Genomic DNA, 17,099 nt, shown 5'->3' with positions numbered 1-17,099 from the left:
GCAGCGGGTCGGTGACCCGCACCGCGCCCGACAGGACAAGCGGCAGCCCGCGCCCAGGTGGCGCGGGCTGCCGTTGGAACCCTTGACTCCGGAGTTACCGGGGGGCGGCAGTTGCCGGCCCCCGTTTCCGTTTATGGCATGAAACCAGTTATCGCACTTGTCGGCCGCCCCAATGTGGGCAAGTCGACGCTATTCAACCGCATGACCCGCTCGCGCGACGCGCTCGTCGCCGACCTGCCGGGCCTGACGCGCGACCGCCACTATGGCGAAGGGCGCATCGGCGAACGTCCGTTCATCGCCATCGATACCGGCGGCTTCGAACCCGTGGTCAAGGAAGGCATCGTCGCCGAGATGGCCAAGCAGACCAAGCAGGCGGTGGTCGAGGCCGACGTGGTGATCTTTATCGTCGACGGCCGCCTGGGCCTGGCGCCGCAGGACCGCGCCATCGCCGATTACCTGCGCAAGACCGGCCGGCGCATCATGCTGGCGGTCAACAAGGCCGAGGGCATGAAGTACACCTCGGTGGCGGCGGATTTCTACGAACTCGGCATGGGCGATCCGTACGCGATCTCCGCCGCCCATGGCGACGGCGTGCGCGAGCTGGTCGATGAAGCCATCGAGCTGGCGGTACAGGAGCGCCCCGAGCTGGCCGAGGAAGCCTCGGACGAGGGCAAGGGCGTCAAGATCGCCATCGTCGGGCGTCCCAATGTGGGCAAGTCCACGCTCGTCAATACGCTGATCGGTGAAGAGCGCGTGATCGCCTTCGACATGCCTGGCACCACCCGCGACGCCATCTATGTCGAGTTCGAGCGCGGCGGCAAGCCCTATACGCTGATCGACACCGCCGGCCTGCGCCGGCGTGGCAAGGTGTTCGAGGCGATCGAGAAATTCTCGGTGGTCAAGACGCTGCAGTCGATCGCGGACGCCAACGTGGTGATCCTGCTGCTCGACGCGCAACAGGATATTTCCGATCAGGATGCGCATATTGCCGGCTTTATCGTCGAGTCCGGCCGCGCGCTGGTGGTGGGCGTCAACAAATGGGACGGCCTGGACGGCCATACGCGCGACCGCATCAAGCACGACCTCGAGCGCAAGCTGCAATTCCTCAGCTTTGCCAACTTTCACTTTGTGTCGGCGCGCGAGCGCACCGGCATCGGCGCACTGATGCGATCGGTCGACGATGCGTATGCCGCGGCGATGGTCAAGCTGCCGACGCCGCAACTGACGCGCGTGCTGCAGGAAGCCGTGGAATTCCAGCAGCCCAAGCGCGTCGGCGCGTCGCGGCCCAAGCTGCGCTATGCGCACCAGGGCGGCTCCAATCCGCCCATCATCGTGATCCACGGCAATGCGCTGTCGGGCGTGGCCGAGACCTACCGGCGCTACCTGGAAAATCGTTTCCGTGCGGCATTCAAGCTCAAGGGCACGCCCCTGCGCATCGAATTTCGCACGAACAAAAATCCGTACGCGGACTCGAAGGATTGAGTCCGGAACCGGATCCGTGGCGGGGCCAGTTTTCGTTTGCGTTCGTTTGGAACTGCGGCTAAATTCACGGTAGCAGGGGGTTCCCTGCGCATTGACGCCAACTTGGTACCGTTTTGATCTTTTTTCTGGCGCGTTTTTGCGCCGCCTGACTTGAACCGGGGATTTCCATCCCCATCATTCACCACTAAACCTATAAATTTGGAGTGTGCCATGAGCAACAAAGGGCAACTGCTACAAGACCCGTTCCTGAACGCGCTGCGCAAAGAGCACGTGCCGGTTTCCATCTATCTCGTCAATGGCATCAAGCTGCAAGGCAATATCGAATCGTTCGACCAGTATGTCGTCCTGCTGCGCAACACCGTGACCCAGATGGTCTACAAGCATGCGATCTCCACCGTCGTGCCGGCACGCGCGGTCAATTTCCGCGTGGATGATTCCGCCGAGGCGTGATCTGACCGATCTGCCCCAGGGCATCGCCAGGGCGCCACGCGGCGCTGCCTCGATGCCCGGCACCGGCGTGCCAGCGCGCCCGGTGCCGAGCGGCCCGGCGGTTGCCGACGCATCCGCCGCCGCAATGTACCGCACCATGCAGCGGCCTGTCCCGGCAGGGGCCAGGACAGAGTCCGAGCGCTGCCATCCCTTCCCCTGAACCCGAATTTCCCTGCGCCTCCGCGCCCGCCCTTGGACCCCAGAGCCACCTCCAACACCGCCCCTTCGCGCGCCATCCTCGTCGGCGTCGATTTCGGCAAGCATGATTTCCAGGAAAGCCTCAGCGAACTCGCGCTGCTCACTTCGACCGCCGGTTCGCTGCCCGTGCATACGCTGACGGGCCGCCGCTCGCGGCCGGACCCGGCCTTGTTCATCGGCTCGGGCAAGGCCGAGGAGTTGAAGGAGGCCGCCGATGCGCTGGATGCCGACGTGGTGGTGTTCAACCACGCGCTGAGCCCGGCGCAGCAACGCAACCTGGAGCGCTTCCTGCACCGCCACGTGATCGACCGCACCGGCCTGATCCTGGACATCTTCGGGCAGCGTGCGCAGAGCCACGTCGGCAAGGTGCAGGTGGAGCTGGCGCAGGTCCAGTACCGCGCGTCGCGGCTGGTCCGCGCGTGGAGCCACCTGGAGCGGCAGAAGGGCGGTATCGGCATGCGCGGTGGTCCTGGCGAGCGCCAGCTCGAACTGGACCGCCGCATGCTGGACGAGCGCGCCAAGCGGCTCAAGTCGGACCTGTCGCGGCTGCAGCGCCAGCACAGCACGCAGCGGCGCGCGCGCGCAACGACACCCTCAGCATCTCGCTGGTGGGCTATACCAACGCCGGCAAGTCGACGCTGTTCAACGCGCTGACCAAGGCCGGCGCGTATGCGGCCAACCAGCTCTTCGCCACGCTCGACACCACCTCGCGCCGGCTGTTTCTGGATGGCCTGGGCAACGTGGTGCTGTCGGACACGGTCGGCTTTATCCGCGACCTGCCGACGCAACTGGTGGCGGCCTTCCGTGCCACGCTGGACGAGACCGTGCATGCGGACCTGCTGCTGCATGTGGTGGATGCATCGAGCCCGGTGCGCCACGAGCAGATCGAGCAGGTCAACCGGGTGCTGGCGGAAATCAATGCCCTCGACATCCCGCAGATCGTGGTGATGAACAAGATCGACGCGGCGCCGGAACTGATGAGCGAGGGCCCCCGCATCGAGCGCGATGCGGACGGCATCCCGACCCGCGTGTTCCTGAGCGCGCGCGAGGGGCTGGGCCTGGATGCGCTGCGCGAGGCCGTGGTCGAGGTGGCGCAATGGCTGGCCAGCCGTCCACCCGAGCCGCAGCCCTACGATCCGCGCCTGGGCGAGGTGGCGCAGTCCGATGGCGCCGGCGATGGCGGAGTCGCGGAGGATGGCGACGATGCCGATGCGGCGGACCCTCAGCGGTTGTAAGGCTGGTGGCTAGCCAGGGCTGGCCGCCATGTCGACGCCGTATCGACGCCGTCCCGGTGCCGGCCCGGCGCCGGTTCCGCCCAATTCCGGTGCGGTTGGCGCCGGGATTGCTCGAATTGGCCAAAAGTGGCGCCGATGACTGCTAGAATCCCCCTGTTACAAACTTCCCCGGACCCGTGCACTTCATGCCCCAGTTTCCCCGGAATGCTGATTCGAGCCTGACACCAGGCGGCCGCCTTGCGCTGCGCGCGGGCTGGCAGCGCCTGCGCGCCATCTTCTCGCTGAACGATCCGCGCTGGGGTCGGGATGGGCAGGACGATGACAAGAAGGACGGCCGCGACGACAACCGCCAGCAGAACCAGCGTCCGCAGCAGGATGGCGGCCCGCCGGATCTGGACGAACTGTGGCGCGACTTCAACCGCCGCCTGAACGGCCTGCTCGGCCGCAAGGACAACGGCGGCAACGGCAACCAGGGCTTCGGCGGGCCGCGTACGTCAGGCAAGGGCCCGGGTGTCGGCGCCGGCGTGATCGTGGCCGCGGTGGTCGGCATCTGGCTGGCCAGCGGCTTCTTCATGGTGCAGGAAGGGCAGACCGCGGTGATCCTGCAGTTCGGCAAGTTCAAGTACTCCGCCGGCCCCGGCATCAACTGGCGCATGCCCTGGCCGATCCAGTCGGCCGAGGTGGTCAACCTGTCGGCGGTGCGCTCGGTCGAGGTGGGCCGCTCCACCTCGATCAAGGACAGCAATCTGAAAGACTCGTCGATGCTGACGCAGGACGAGAACATCATCGACGTGCGCTTCACCGTGCAGTACGTGATCCAGGACGCCAGCGAATTCCTGTTCTTCAACAAGACCGACCGGGGTGGCGATGAAGAACTGGTGACACAGGCCGCAGAGACCTCGGTGCGCGAGATCGTCGGCCGCAACAAGATGGATGCGGTGCTGTACGAAAACCGCGAGCAGATCGCGCAGCAGCTGGCCAAGTCGATCCAGGCCATCCTGTCGGCATACAAGACCGGCATCCGCGTGCTGTCGGTGAACGTGCAGAGCGTGCAGCCGCCCGAGCAGGTGCAGGCCGCGTTCGACGACGTCAACAAGGCCAGCCAGGACCGCGAACGCGCCATCAGCGAAGGCCAGGCCTACGCCAACGACATCATCCCGCGCGCCAAGGGTACCGCGGCGCGCCTGAAGGAAGAGTCCGAAGCCTATCGCGCCCGTGTGGTGGCGCAGGCCGAGGGCGACGCGGCGCGCTTCCGCTCGGTCCAGGCGGAATACGCCAAGGCGCCGCAGGTGACGCGCGACCGTATCTATCTGGAGACCATGCAGCAGATCTACACCAATTCGACCAAGGTGCTGGTCGACGCGCGCCAGGGCAACAACCTGCTCTACCTGCCGCTGGACAAGCTGATGGCGCAGGCCGAGGGCCGCGCCGCGCCGACGCAGCCGGGGCAGCCCGGCGCGGCCGGCGGCACACCGGCGCCCGCGCCGGATGCCTCGACGGACAACCGGTCGCGCGAATCGCTGCGCAACCGCGACCGCGACTCGCGCTGAGGAGACCGTCATGAACCGACTGATTTCCTTTGCGATCGGCTTTTTCATCCTGCTCGCCGTGGTCTCGTCCATGCTGTTCGTGGTCGACCAGCGCCAGTACGCCGTGGTGTTCGCCTTCGGCCAGATCAAGGAGGTGGTGCGCGAGCCGGGCCTGCACTTCAAGCTGCCGCCGCCGTTCCAGAACGTGGTGTTCATGGACCGCCGCCTGCAGACCATCGACGTGGCCGCCAACGAGCGTTTCCTGACCGCCGAGAAGAAGAGCATGGTGGTGGACTGGTTCGTCAAATGGCGCATCACCGATCCGCGCAAGTTCTTCGTCGCCTTCGGCGGCAACCTGCGCGGCGCGCAGGACCGCATGACGCAGCGCATCGACTCGGTAGCGCGCGAAGAGTTCGGCAAGCGCACCGTGGCCGACGTGGTCGCGGGCGAGCGCGAGCAGGTGATGCAGGCCATCCGCAATGGCATGAGCGAGTACGCCAAGTCGGTCGGCGTCGAGATCCTCGACGTGCGCCTCAAGCGCGTCGACCTGTTGCCTGCGATCAGCGAATCGGTGTATCGCCGCATGGAGGCCGAGCGCAAGCGCGTGGCCAACGAGCTGCGCTCCACCGGCGCGGCCGAGGGCGAGAAGATCCGCGCCGACGCCGACCGCCAGCGCGAAGTGGTGCTGGCCGAAGCCTATCGCGATGCGCAGGTGATCAAGGGCGAGGGCGACGCCAAGGCCTCGCAGATCTATGGCGATGCGTTTGGCCGCGATCCGCAGTTTGCGCAGTTCTGGCGCAGCATGGAGGCCTACCGCAACACCTTCCGCGACAAGCGCGACGTGCTGGTACTGGAGCCCAATTCCGAGTTCTTCCGCTACATGCGTTCCAGCGGCGGTGCCGCGGGGGCGTCCGCGGGCAATGGCGGAGGCAAGCGCTAGCACCGTCGCTTGTCCGTGTGGCGAATTGACGAAACCCCGGCTTGCCGGGGTTTTGTCCGGCTGGAGCCGTCGCGGCGGAGTGATGGCGCGGGCGCGCGGCGCCCGCACCCTGGTTTTGCCGGGCCCGGCCCGGTCCCTGCAGGCGCTGCGCCCGCAGGCAACTGAATGACTGAGAAGAGATTCACCATGTCCAACCATTGGCTGCTGCCAGAAAACATTGCCGACGTGCTGCCGTCGGAAGCGCGCAAGATCGAAGAGCTGCGCCGCCGCATGCTGGACCTGTTCCGCACCTACGGCTACGAGCTGGTGATGCCGCCGATGCTGGAATACCTCGAGTCGCTGCTGACCGGTACCGGCCATGACCTCGACCTGCGCACGCTCAAGCTGGTCGACCAGCTGTCGGGCCGCACCATGGGGCTGCGCGCCGATATCACGCCGCAGGTGGCGCGCATCGATGCCCACCTGCTGAACCGGCCGGGCGTGACCCGGCTGTGCTATGCGGGCAACGTGTTGCACGCGCGCCCGGCGGGGTTCCACGCCACCCGGGAGCCGATCCAGATCGGCGCCGAGATCTACGGCCATGCCGGCCTCGAAGCCGACGTCGAGATCCAGGAACTGATGCTGGCCGCGCTGACCGCGGCGGGCCTGTCGGACATCCGTATCGACCTGTGCCATGCCGGCATCCTCGAGGCGCTGCTTGCCGGCCTGCCGTCGATCCGCAAGATCGAGGACGCGTTGTTCGCCGCGCTCGAAACCAAGGACGTGCCGGCCCTGCGCGAACTGACCGCGGGCATGCCGCAGACCGAGCGCGACGCGCTGCTGGCGCTGCCGACGCTCTACGGCGGCGTCGAGGTGATCGAGCGCGCCCGCGCCACGCTGCCGGCCAGCCCGGCCATCGGCCGGGCGCTGGACGAGCTGGCCGCGCTGGCGGTGCAGGTGCGCGGCGCCAGCGTCAATATCGACCTGTCGGACCTGCGCGGCTACCACTACCACAGCGGCGTGATGTTCGCGGCCTATGTGGCGGGCCTGCCCAATTACGTGGCGCGGGGCGGCCGCTACGACAAGGTGGGCGAGGCGTTTGGCCGGGCCCGCCCGGCAACGGGTTTTTCGCTGGACCTCCGTGAAGTGGCTGCACTGTCACCTGTCGAGGTGCGTGCGCTGGCCATTTTTGCCCCCTGGGATGCGGACCCGGCACTTCGCGCCGCGATTGCCGGGCTGCGCGCGGGCGGCGAAATCGTGATCCAGTCATTGCCCGGCCACACCCATGAGCTCGACGAATTCAATTGCGACCGGCAACTGGTGCGCAAGGACGCCGGCTGGGTCGTGGTGCCGCGCTGACGCATCGACGCCGCGGCGGTCCAAAAACCCGGAATCGCCCGGCAACAAGAGTAGAATACGTTTTTAACCTATTGACCAAAGCAATATGTCCGCATCCGCAGTAGGCCAGGGACGCAATGTCGTCGTGATCGGCACCCAGTGGGGTGACGAAGGCAAAGGAAAAATCGTCGATTGGCTTACCGACCATGCAAAGGGCGTGGTGCGGTTCCAGGGTGGCCACAACGCTGGCCACACGCTGATCATCGGCGGCAAGAAGACCATTCTCCGGCTGATCCCCTCGGGCATCATGCGCGCCGGCACGGTCTGCTACATCGGCAACGGTGTTGTGCTGTCGCCCGAAGCTTTGTTCCGTGAAATCGAAGAACTCGAAAGTGCCGGCCTGCAGGTGCAGAGCCGCCTGCGCATTTCCGAGGCGGCCACGCTGATCCTGCCGTACCACGTCGCCATCGACAAGGCGCGCGAAGCGCGCCGCGGCGCCGCCAAGATCGGCACCACCGGCCGCGGCATCGGCCCGGCCTATGAAGACAAGGTGGCACGCCGCGCGCTGCGCGTGCAGGACCTGTTCGATCCGCAGCAGTTCGCCGAACGCCTGCGCGAGAACCTGGACTTCCACAACTTCATGCTGACCCAGTACCTGGGCGCCGAAGCCGTCGATTTCCAGCAGACCCTGGATGAAGCGCTGTCCTACGCTGCGCGCCTGGCGCCGATGGTCGCCGACGTGTCGGCCGAGCTCTACGCGGTCAATGCCGCTGGCGGCAACCTGATGTTCGAAGGTGCGCAGGGCACGCTGCTCGACGTGGACCACGGCACCTATCCGTTCGTCACCTCGAGCAACTGCGTGGCCGGTGCCGCCGCAGCCGGCGCGGGCGTAGGCCCGGGCCGCCTGAACTACATCCTCGGCATCACCAAGGCCTATTGCACCCGCGTGGGCGCCGGCCCGTTCCCGAGCGAACTCTACGACAACGACAATCCGTCGCGCCAGGACCCGGTCGGCGTGCGACTGGCCAACGTCGGCAAGGAATTCGGCTCGGTCACCGGCCGTCCGCGCCGCACCGGCTGGCTCGATGCCGCCGCGCTCAAGCGCTCGGTGCAGATCAACGGCGTGTCGGGCCTGTGCATGACCAAGCTGGACGTGCTCGACGGCCTGGACAGCATCAAGCTGTGCGTCGGCTACACGCTGGACGGCAAGACCGTCGACATGCTGCCGCGCGGTTCGGATGCCGTGGCGCGCTGCGAGCCGGTCTACGAGGAATTCCCGGGCTGGAACGAGTCCACCTTCGGCGTGAAGACGTGGGAGGCGCTGCCGGAGCCGGCCCGCGTCTACCTGAAGCGCGTGGAAGAGGTGGTCGGCATTCCGATCGACATGATCTCGACCGGCCCGGACCGCGACGAGACCATTCTGCTGCGCCATCCGTACAAGGCCTGAGCGCCTGCACAGCACCCGCAGGGCCGCCGCGCCACGAGCGCCGCGGCCTGCCAGATAGTCCATCGGCCCGCGCAAGCGGGCCGAGCCATATCGGTCAACCGACCGGACGATACAACGAGTAGAACGATGAACCTGCCTACCAACGATGACGAGAACCTGTGGGTTTCCTGGGACGAATACCATCGCCTGATCGCACGCCTGTCGCTGAACGTGCATGAGTCGGGCTGGAAGTTCGACAAGATCCTGTGCCTCGCACGCGGCGGGCTGCGCGTGGGCGACCAGATGTCGCGCATCTTCGACGTGCCGCTGGCCATCCTGGCCACCAGCAGCTACCGCGAGGCCGCCGGCACGCAGCAGGGCGAGCTGGACATCGCGCAGTACATCACCATGACCCGCGGCGAGCTGAGCGGCAAGATCCTGCTTGTCGACGACCTGGTGGACTCGGGCATCACGCTGGAGCGCGTGGGCCGCCATCTCAAGGAGCGCTATCCGGCGGTGACCGAAGTGCGCTCGGCAGTGCTGTGGTACAAGGCATGCTCCAAGGTGGAGCCGGACTACCACGTCACCTTCCTGGAGTCGAACCCCTGGATCCACCAGCCGTTCGAAGAATACGACACGCTGCGCCCCCACAACCTCGCCGCATGGCTCAAGCGCGGCAAGCGCGCCAGCCTGCTGGACGACGGCACGCGCGACTGAGCGCCGCCGCCGGCCTCAGTAGCCCACCGTGAAGCGCTGGCGCGAATGCGCCGGCTTCTCGATTTCATCGAGCATCGCGATGGCGAAATCTTCCATCGAGATCCAGCTCTTGCCTGCCGCATCGCTGAGCAGGTTTTCCTCGCCAATGCGGAACTGGCCGGTCCGCTCGCCCGGCTCGAACAGCGCGGCGGGCGACAGGAAAGTCCAGTCGATCTGCTGCTCGTGACGCAGCGCGTTCAGGAAGTCCCGGCCGGCCAGTGCTTCGGCCTTGTAGGCGTCGGGAAAATTCGAGGTGTCGACCAGCTGCACGCCCGGCGCGACATACAGGCTGCCGGCACCGCCCACCACCAGCAGCCGCGGCACGCCGGCCTGGCGCACCGCCGTGGTTACCTGCTGCGCATTGAGCTGCGCGAAGCGCGCGGTACTGATGACGACATCATGGCCGGCGAGGGCGGCGCTCAGTGCCGCGGTGTCGGTCGCATCCACATCCTTGCTGGTCACGCCTGCGCGCGCGGGCAAACGGCTGGCCTGCCGCGCGATGGCGGTCACCTGGTGGCCGCGGCGCACGGCTTCGTCGGTCAGGCGCGTGCCAACGCGGCCGGTGGCTCCAATGATGGCGATCTTCATGGTCACTCCTTGGTTGAGTCAGTGGATATGAAACTGATGTGGTTACATATCGGGATAAAAAAATCAGCGCTTGCGGCGCTGGCTGCCCCGCTCGACATCGGCAAGCATGCTGGCGATGGTGATGCCGGCCAGGGTCTCGTCCATGGCCGCCTGCGCGCGGTCGGCGACCTTGCGCAGCGCACCGGTGATCTCGCGCCCGACCAGGCAGGCCGGATTGGGGGCACTCTGGTGCAACGCGATCAGCGCGGTGGTCTCGACCACGCGGAAGACTTCCAGCAGCGTGATCGAAGCGGCCGGGCGCGCCAGCGTGGCGCCGCCGGTGCTGCCCATGGTGGTCGCCACCAGTCCTGCTTCAGCCAGCTGGCCGACCAGGCGCCGGATCAGCGCCGGGTTGGTGCCGACGCTGCCGGCAATCAGCGACGACGGCAGCGGCTCGGCGGAACTGGCCAGCAGGGTGAGGATATGGACGGCTACGGCAAACCGGCTGCTTGTGCTCATGGTGTCGGGTGCGATGTGAAACCATGATAGTTACATATCGTCGGCGCCGTCAAGCGTTGGGGGAAAGCGGTTGCGGCGAAATGGTTTGCAGTGGCCGCCGGAATGCCGGAATCGCCACTGAAGCTGTTACACTCCCCGACATTGCCGTAACCTTGTGGTGCGGCTGCCGCGCGGGGTACGGTGCGCGGTTTCACGGACGGGGAAAAACCCGTACGCTCGCAGTTATGACATCGCGGCAGTGCCGCCAAGCAAGGAGTGCAAGTTGCCGGATCTGATGCGCGAAACAGGCGTCAAAAACAAAAAACCCGCAGGGCTCGAAAGCGCTGCGGGTTTTCCGGTGATCTGGTGCCCAGGAGAGGACTCGAACCTCCACAGTGTTGCCACCGCTAGGACCTGAACCTAGTGCGTCTACCAATTCCGCCACCTGGGCAGGTGTCGAAACAACCGAAGCGCTCATTATAGAGAGCGCGAGAATTTTGTCAAATAGTTTCCAGAAAAAATTGAATCAGAATAACTATCCGATCCCCAGCCGGGAAGAAATCCTGGGCGTGCTGAGAACGTCGGGATCCCCCCAGTCGGCAGGCGATATCGCCAAGGCGCTGGCGGTCACGCGCAAGGAGCACGATGGCTTCCAGAAGCGCCTGGCCGCCATGGAGCGCGACGGCCAGATCGAACTCAACCGCAAGGGCCGCTATGAGCTGGCGCACCAGCCCAACTTCGTCACCGGCCGGGTGCAGGGCCACCGCGACGGTTTCGGCTTCCTGATCCGCGACGACGGCGAAGACGATATCTTCCTGCCCGAGCGCGAGCTGCAAAAGGCCATGCACAACGACCGCGCGCAGGTGCGCGTGGTGGGCTATGACCGGCGCGGGCGCCCCGAGGGCCAGATCGTCGAGATCATCGAGCGCGCCAACCGCTTTGTCATCGGCCGGTTGCTCAGCGAGGGCGGCGTGCTGGTGGTGGCGCCGGAAGACAAGCGCATCAGCCAGGACATCCTGATCCCGCCCAAGGCGCAGGGCAAGGCCCGCGTGGGGCAGGTGGTCAGCGTCGAGCTGACCGAATTCCCCGACCGGTATGTGCAGCCCGTGGGCCGCGTGGTGGAGGTGCTCGGAGAAATCGACGATCCCGGCATGGAGATCGAGATCGCCGTGCGCAAGTATGGCGTGCCGCACCAGTTTTCGCCGGCCGCTGCCCAGGAAGCCGCGGGGCTGCCCGACGAGGTGCGCCAGGCCGACCTGGACCACCGCATCGACCTGCGTGACATCCCGCTGGTGACCATCGACGGCGAAGACGCGCGCGATTTCGACGACGCGGTCTACTGCGAGCCGGTCAGGATCGGCCGCGCCAAGGGCTGGCGCCTGATCGTGGCGATTGCCGATGTGTCGCACTACGTGCGTCCCGGCACGCCGCTCGATGCTGATGCGCTCGACCGCGCCACCTCGGTGTATTTCCCGCGGCGCGTGATTCCGATGCTGCCGGAGAAGCTGTCCAACGGGCTGTGCTCGCTCAATCCGCACGTGGACCGGCTGTGCATGGTGTGCGATGCCGTGATCACCGCCAAGGGCGAACTCAAGGGCTACCAGTTCTATCCGGCGGTGATGCACTCGACCGCGCGGCTGACCTACAACGAGGTCTGGTCGGTGCTGTCCAACACCAAGGGTCCCGAGGCCCACAAGCGCAGCGAGCTGGTGCCGCACCTGCAGAACCTGTACGAGCTGTTCCAGGTCCTGCTCAAGGCGCGGCGCGCGCGTGGCGCGATCGACTTCGACACCACCGAGACCTATATCGTGTGCAACGCGCAGGGCAAGATCGAGCAGATCCTGCCGCGCACGCGCAACGATGCGCACCGGCTGATCGAGGAATGCATGCTGACCGCCAACGTGTGCGCGGCCGATTTCCTCGAGCGCTTCAAGCACCCGGCGCTGTACCGCATCCACGCCGGCCCCAGCGACGAGAAGCTGAAGAACCTGCGCGATTTCCTGCGCACCGCCGGGCTGTCGCTGGGCGGCGGCGACAAGCCGCAGGCGTCGGACTACGCCGAGGTGATGGACAAGATCAAGTCCCGCCCCGACGCGCCGATGCTGCAGACCATGCTGCTGCGCTCGATGCAGCAGGCGGTGTACAGCCCCGACAATATCGGCCACTTCGGCCTGGCCTACGAGGCCTACGCGCACTTCACCAGCCCGATCCGCCGCTATCCCGACCTGCTGGTGCACCGCGCGATCAAGGCGGTGCTGGCGCACACCAAGTACCAGCCCGCATTTGCCCACGGCACCGAGCTGAACACCGCGATCTCGCCGAAGGCGCGCCGGCTGCAGGCGAAGGACGCCGAGCAGAAGGCCGAGCTGACCGCGGCGCGCGCCCGGCGCAACGAGGCCATCTGGGACGAGCTGGGCCTGCACTGCTCGGCCAATGAGCGCCGCGCCGACGAGGCCTCGCGCGATGTCGAGGCCTGGCTCAAGTGCTACTTCATGCGCGACAAGCTGGGCAGCGACTATGCCGGCACCGTCAGCGCCGTGACCTCGTTCGGCATCTTCGTACAGCTCGACGAGCTCTACGTCGAAGGCCTGGTCCACGTGACCGAGCTGGGCAGCGACTACTTCCAGTACGACGAGGCCCGCAACGAGCTGCGCGGCGAGCGCACCGGCATCCGCTACCGGCTGACCGACCGGGTGCGCGTGCAGGTGTCGCGTGTCGACCTCGATGCGCGCAAGATCGATTTCCGCCTGGTGCAGGAGCCTTCGGCGAAAACCCTGCGCGCGCGCGTGACGGGGGCCGAAACCCAGCCGCGCGTGCCGGCCGCCCATGCGGTGCCGGCGCGCAAGAAGGGCCGCCAGCTGGCGGCGCTGCTGGGTGGCTCGTCCAAGCCGGAGGAATCGTTCGACGAGACGCTGGACCGGGTGATCGAAGAGCAACCGGTGTTCGAGGCGGTGATCACGCCGCTCAAGCCGCACCTGAAGACCGGCGGCAAGCCGGGCAAGCGCGCCGCCAAGCCCAAGCCCGCGCACCTGGAAAAGCCGCGCAAGCCGGCTTCCAAGGCGCGAGCGGCCAAGCCGGCGGGCAAGACCGCCACCAAGCGCACGCCGCGCAAGCGCTAGCGGATCGGCGTCGAGTTGCCGTCAGGTTGCCGTCCCGGCCACGCGGGGACGGCGGCCGGGCGGGTACAATCGCGCCCATGGCTAAACAAAAACTCCTGATCGGCTTTCACGCCGTGACCGCGCGCCTGCGGCAAGATCCCAAGGGCGTGTCCGACATCTACATCGAATCCGCCCGCCGCGACCGGCGCATGCAGGACTTCGTGCGCCTGGCCGAAAGCCTGGGCGTGCGCCTGCATCCGGTCGATGCCGAGCGCCTGCGCGGCATGGCCGGCACCGACCGCCACCAGGGCGTGGTGGCGCGTGCCGAGGACGTGGCGCTGGCCCTGAACCTCGACGAACTGCTGGACGGCATCGAAGGCACGCCGCTGCTGCTGGTGCTGGATGGCGTTACCGATCCCCACAACCTGGGCGCCTGCCTGCGCGTGGCCGACGGTGCCGGCGCGCACGCCGTGATCGCGCCCAAGGACCGCAGCGTCGGCCTGAACGCCACCGTGGCCAAGGTCGCCAGCGGCGCGGCAGAAACCGTTCCCTATATCACCGTGACCAACCTGGCGCGCACCCTGCGCGAACTGCAGGAGCGCGGCATCTGGGTGATCGGTACCGCCGACGGCACCGAGAAGTCGCTGTACGACATCGATTTCAAGGGACCGACCGCGATCGTGATGGGCGCGGAAGGCGAGGGCATGCGCCGCCTGACGCGCGAGACCTGCGACGAGCTGGTTGGCATTCCGATGGCGGGCGGCGTGGAAAGCCTGAACGTGTCGGTGGCCAGCGGCGTGTGCCTGTACGAGGCCGTGCGCCAGCGGCGCCTGCCGCGCTGAGACCATGGCCGACGAGTCGCGTCTGCCGGCACTCCCGGGGCTCGAAGAAGCGCGCCGGCTGATCGGCGGCGCCAGCAATATCTTCGTGCTGACCGGCGCCGGTATTTCCGCCGAATCCGGCGTGCCGACCTTCCGCGACGCCATGACCGGACTGTGGGAGCAGTTCGATCCGGAGGAGCTGGCCAGCGAGGCCGCCTACCGCCGCCAGCCCGCGCTGGTGTGGCAGTGGTACCAGCACCGGCGCGAACTGGTGGCGGCGGTCAACCCGAACCCGGCGCATCACGCGCTGGTGGCGCTGGCCGCGCAGAAGCCGGTCACGCTGGTGACGCAGAACGTCGACGGCCTGCACCAGCGCGCGGGCAGCGCCGGCGTGATCGAGTTGCACGGCAACCTGTTCGCCAACAAGTGGCTGGATGGCTGCGGCCGCTGCAGCGAGGCCACCGCGCTGCCCGGCATGCCGCCGCGCTGCAATCTGTGCGGCGCGCTGATGCGCCCGGGGGTGGTGTGGTTCGGCGAAGACCTGCCGCGTGTCGCGCGCTACCGCGCCGAGCATGTGGCGCAGACCTGCGACCTGTGCCTGGTGGTCGGCACCTCGGGGCTGGTGTACCCGGCGGCGGGGCTGCCGGGCGTGGCGCGCGACCATGGCGCGCCGGTGATCGTGGTCAACCCGCAGCCGTCGGCGCTGGACCAGACCGCGGACATCGTGCTGTCGGCCGCGGCCGGCGCGTGCCTGCCCCAGCTGTGGCCGCAGCCGGCGCCATCGGCCGGCTGAGCCGGGTCAAGGCGTCAATTTCCACTGTCATTCCCGCCTTCGCGGGAACGACGGCGGCTTCGTTGTCCGGCGAGCCTTATTTTGCAATCTCGCCGATCAGCTTCTCCAGCTTGACCGCATCCGCGGCGAACAGGCGGATGCCTTCGGCCAGCTTTTCTGTCGCCATGGCGTCTTCGTTGAGCTGCCAGCGGAACGACGGCTCGTCGGCGGTGATGCGGGCGATGTTGGCCGCCTGGGCCTGGTCCACCGACAGCTTGTGCACCACCGGACCCTGGCCGCCGGCGAGCTGCTCGAGCAGTTCGGGGCTGATGGTCAGCAGGTCGCAGCCGGCCAGCGACAGGATCTGCGCGGTGCTGCGGAAGCTCGCGCCCATGACCTCGGTGGGATAACCGAATTTCTTGTAGTAGTCGTAGATCTGGCGCACCGAGCGCACGCCCGGATCGTTGTCGCCGCCGTTGGCGGCCGCGTCCCATTGCTCGCCCGCCTGCTTCTTGTACCAGTCGAAGATGCGGCCGACGAACGGCGAGATCAGCTGCGCACCAGCCTCGGCGCAGGCCACCGCCTGTACCAGCGAGAACAGCAGCGTCATGTTGCAGCGGATGCCGTCGCGCTGCAGGATTTCGGCGGCGCGAATGCCCTCCCAGGTGGAGGCGATCTTGATCAGCACACGCTCGCGCGCGATGCCGCGCTGCTCGTACAGCTGGATCAGGTGGCGCGCCTTGTTCACCGTGGCGGTGGTGTCGAAGGACAGGCGCGCATCGACCTCGGTCGACACGCGGCCCGGCACGATCGCCAGGATTTCGCAGCCGAAGGCGATCAGCACTTCGTCCATCACCGCGTCGACGCCGCCATTGCCGTGGTGGTCCTGCACCGCGCGCTCCAGCAGGTGGCGGTATTCGGGTTTCTGTACCGCTTTCAGGATCAGCGACGGATTGGTGGTCGCGTCCTGGGGGGTGTATTGCTTCATCAGCTGGAAGTCGCCGGTATCGGCCACCACCGTGGTGAACTGCCTGAGTTGTTCGAGCTGGTTCATGGTCGCTAGGTCGTCTGCTTGAGCGTCTGCAAAAAGCGTTCGCGGGCTGTGAGGGGCGCGTGCTGCACCGGTGCGGTCCATTGTACCTGCGCGGTCGCCGGGGCCCGCGCGGGCGGCCCCCGCAATCCGCTACACTACGCCTTTTCCCCCAACGCAATCTGGCTGTTGTCATGACTCAGGATGAACTCAAGGCGCTGGTCGCGCAAGCCGCCGCCGACTACGTGAAGCAGGAAGTGCCCGAAGGGGCCGTGCTCGGCGTGGGCACCGGCTCCACCGCCAACCTTTTCATTGACGCCGTGGCGGCGTTCAAGGACCGCTTCGCGGGTGCGGTGTCGAGCTCCGAGGCTTCCACGCGGCGCCTGCAGCAGCACGGATTCAAGGTGCTGGACCTGAACGAGGTCGACGAGATCCCGGTGTATGTCGACGGCGCCGACGAGATCGACGCCAGCGGCGCTATGGTCAAGGGCGGCGGCGGCGCGCTCACGCGCGAGAAGATCGTCGCCTCGGTGGCCAGGCGCTTTGTCTGCATCGCCGACGGCAGCAAGCTGGTCCAGACCATGGGCGCCTTTCCGCTGCCGGTCGAGGTGGTGCCGATGGCACGCGCCGCGGTGGCGCGCAAGCTGCAGGCGCTGGGCGGCCAGCCGCGCCTGCGCATGACCAAGGAAGGCGGCATCTACAAGACCGACAACGGCAATGTGATCCTCGACGTGGCAGGCCTGAAGATCGACGATCCGCGCGGCCTGGAGCAGACCATCAACCAGGTGCCGGGCGTGGTCACGGTGGGCCTGTTCGCGCTGCGCGGCGCCGACGTGCTGCTGCTGGGCACCGGCGACGGCGTGCAACGCACGGACTACTGAGTCCTGGCTTTCGGCGCCCGGGTGCGCCACCAAGCAAAATGGGGTGCCTCAGGCACCCCA

Annotated in this window: 14 protein-coding genes, 1 tRNA gene and 1 pseudogene; 12 read left to right on the top strand and 4 right to left on the bottom strand. The window is 67.1% G+C overall.

The window, feature by feature from the left end:
• The first annotated feature begins 138 nt into the window (after positions 1-138).
• The 8 genes and pseudogenes from der to RALTA_RS09150 all read left to right on the top strand — a co-directional run bounded on the left by der (position 139) and on the right by RALTA_RS09150 (position 9,333).
• Complete coding sequence (der, locus tag RALTA_RS09185) at positions 139-1,482, top strand: ribosome biogenesis GTPase Der (RefSeq protein WP_012353159.1); 1,344 nt, start codon at positions 139-141, stop codon at positions 1,480-1,482.
• Between the two features lie 210 nt (positions 1,483-1,692).
• Positions 1,693-1,932 carry an RNA chaperone Hfq gene (hfq, locus tag RALTA_RS09180; RefSeq protein WP_012353158.1) on the top strand — a complete coding sequence of 80 codons (240 nt, stop codon included), beginning with the start codon at positions 1,693-1,695 and terminating at the stop codon, positions 1,930-1,932.
• A gap of 231 nt (positions 1,933-2,163) precedes the next feature.
• A pseudogene (gene hflX, locus RALTA_RS09175) lies at positions 2,164-3,404 on the top strand (GTPase HflX).
• A 185-nt stretch (positions 3,405-3,589) separates the two neighbouring features.
• On the top strand, positions 3,590-4,954 hold the full coding sequence (gene hflK / locus RALTA_RS09170) for an FtsH protease activity modulator HflK (protein ID WP_012353157.1): 1,365 nt from the start codon (positions 3,590-3,592) through the stop codon (positions 4,952-4,954).
• A gap of 10 nt (positions 4,955-4,964) precedes the next feature.
• The gene (gene hflC / locus RALTA_RS09165) at positions 4,965-5,873 is read left to right on the top strand and encodes a protease modulator HflC (protein WP_012353156.1); all 909 of its coding nucleotides are present in this window, start codon (positions 4,965-4,967) and stop codon (positions 5,871-5,873) included.
• A gap of 186 nt (positions 5,874-6,059) precedes the next feature.
• Entirely contained in the window at positions 6,060-7,211 is a 1,152-nt protein-coding gene (locus tag RALTA_RS09160) for an ATP phosphoribosyltransferase regulatory subunit (RefSeq protein ID WP_012353155.1), read from the top strand.
• Between the two features lie 85 nt (positions 7,212-7,296).
• On the top strand, positions 7,297-8,637 hold the full coding sequence (locus RALTA_RS09155; protein WP_012353154.1) for an adenylosuccinate synthase: 1,341 nt from the start codon (positions 7,297-7,299) through the stop codon (positions 8,635-8,637).
• A 126-nt stretch (positions 8,638-8,763) separates the two neighbouring features.
• Complete coding sequence (locus tag RALTA_RS09150; protein ID WP_012353153.1) at positions 8,764-9,333, top strand: phosphoribosyltransferase; 570 nt, start codon at positions 8,764-8,766, stop codon at positions 9,331-9,333.
• 15 nt (positions 9,334-9,348) lie between these two features.
• Here the strand turns inward: RALTA_RS09150 and RALTA_RS09145 are convergent, their stop codons facing one another.
• From RALTA_RS09145 to RALTA_RS09135, 3 genes are all read right to left on the bottom strand, one after another.
• A complete protein-coding gene (locus tag RALTA_RS09145; protein ID WP_012353152.1) occupies positions 9,349-9,960 on the bottom strand; it encodes an NAD(P)-dependent oxidoreductase in 612 nt (203 codons plus the stop codon).
• A 63-nt stretch (positions 9,961-10,023) separates the two neighbouring features.
• Positions 10,024-10,458: an Rrf2 family transcriptional regulator gene (locus RALTA_RS09140; RefSeq protein ID WP_012353151.1), complete on the bottom strand. Its 435-nt coding sequence runs from the start codon at positions 10,456-10,458 to the stop codon at positions 10,024-10,026.
• 343 nt (positions 10,459-10,801) lie between these two features.
• Positions 10,802-10,888: transfer RNA gene (locus RALTA_RS09135), tRNA-Leu, on the bottom strand.
• A gap of 70 nt (positions 10,889-10,958) precedes the next feature.
• On the opposite strand from RALTA_RS09135, the gene rnr reads away from it, so the two are divergent.
• The 3 genes from rnr to RALTA_RS09120 all read left to right on the top strand — a co-directional run bounded on the left by rnr (position 10,959) and on the right by RALTA_RS09120 (position 15,149).
• Positions 10,959-13,556, top strand: coding sequence for a ribonuclease R (rnr, locus tag RALTA_RS09130; protein ID WP_025584378.1), 2,598 nt, complete (start codon positions 10,959-10,961; stop codon positions 13,554-13,556).
• 77 nt (positions 13,557-13,633) lie between these two features.
• Positions 13,634-14,377, top strand: a complete 744-nt coding sequence (gene rlmB / locus RALTA_RS09125; RefSeq protein ID WP_012353149.1) for a 23S rRNA (guanosine(2251)-2'-O)-methyltransferase RlmB — start codon at positions 13,634-13,636, stop codon at positions 14,375-14,377.
• A gap of 4 nt (positions 14,378-14,381) precedes the next feature.
• Positions 14,382-15,149: an SIR2 family NAD-dependent protein deacylase gene (locus RALTA_RS09120; protein ID WP_012353148.1), complete on the top strand. Its 768-nt coding sequence runs from the start codon at positions 14,382-14,384 to the stop codon at positions 15,147-15,149.
• Between the two features lie 76 nt (positions 15,150-15,225).
• On the opposite strand, the gene tal is transcribed toward RALTA_RS09120, so the two are convergent.
• A complete protein-coding gene (gene tal / locus RALTA_RS09115) occupies positions 15,226-16,182 on the bottom strand; it encodes a transaldolase (protein ID WP_012353147.1) in 957 nt (318 codons plus the stop codon).
• A gap of 170 nt (positions 16,183-16,352) precedes the next feature.
• Here tal and rpiA point away from each other — a divergent pair, with 170 nt between their 5' ends.
• On the top strand, positions 16,353-17,039 hold the full coding sequence (gene rpiA / locus RALTA_RS09110) for a ribose-5-phosphate isomerase RpiA (RefSeq protein WP_012353146.1): 687 nt from the start codon (positions 16,353-16,355) through the stop codon (positions 17,037-17,039).
• Positions 17,040-17,099: the final 60 nt, after the last annotated feature.

Origin of the sequence: Cupriavidus taiwanensis LMG 19424 (assembly GCF_000069785.1) — a bacterium.
In the GTDB taxonomy this organism is placed as follows: Bacteria; Pseudomonadota; Gammaproteobacteria; order Burkholderiales; family Burkholderiaceae; genus Cupriavidus; species Cupriavidus taiwanensis.
Note: the sequence above shows the minus strand (reverse complement) of the source record. Positions and strands in the feature narration are given on the sequence as shown.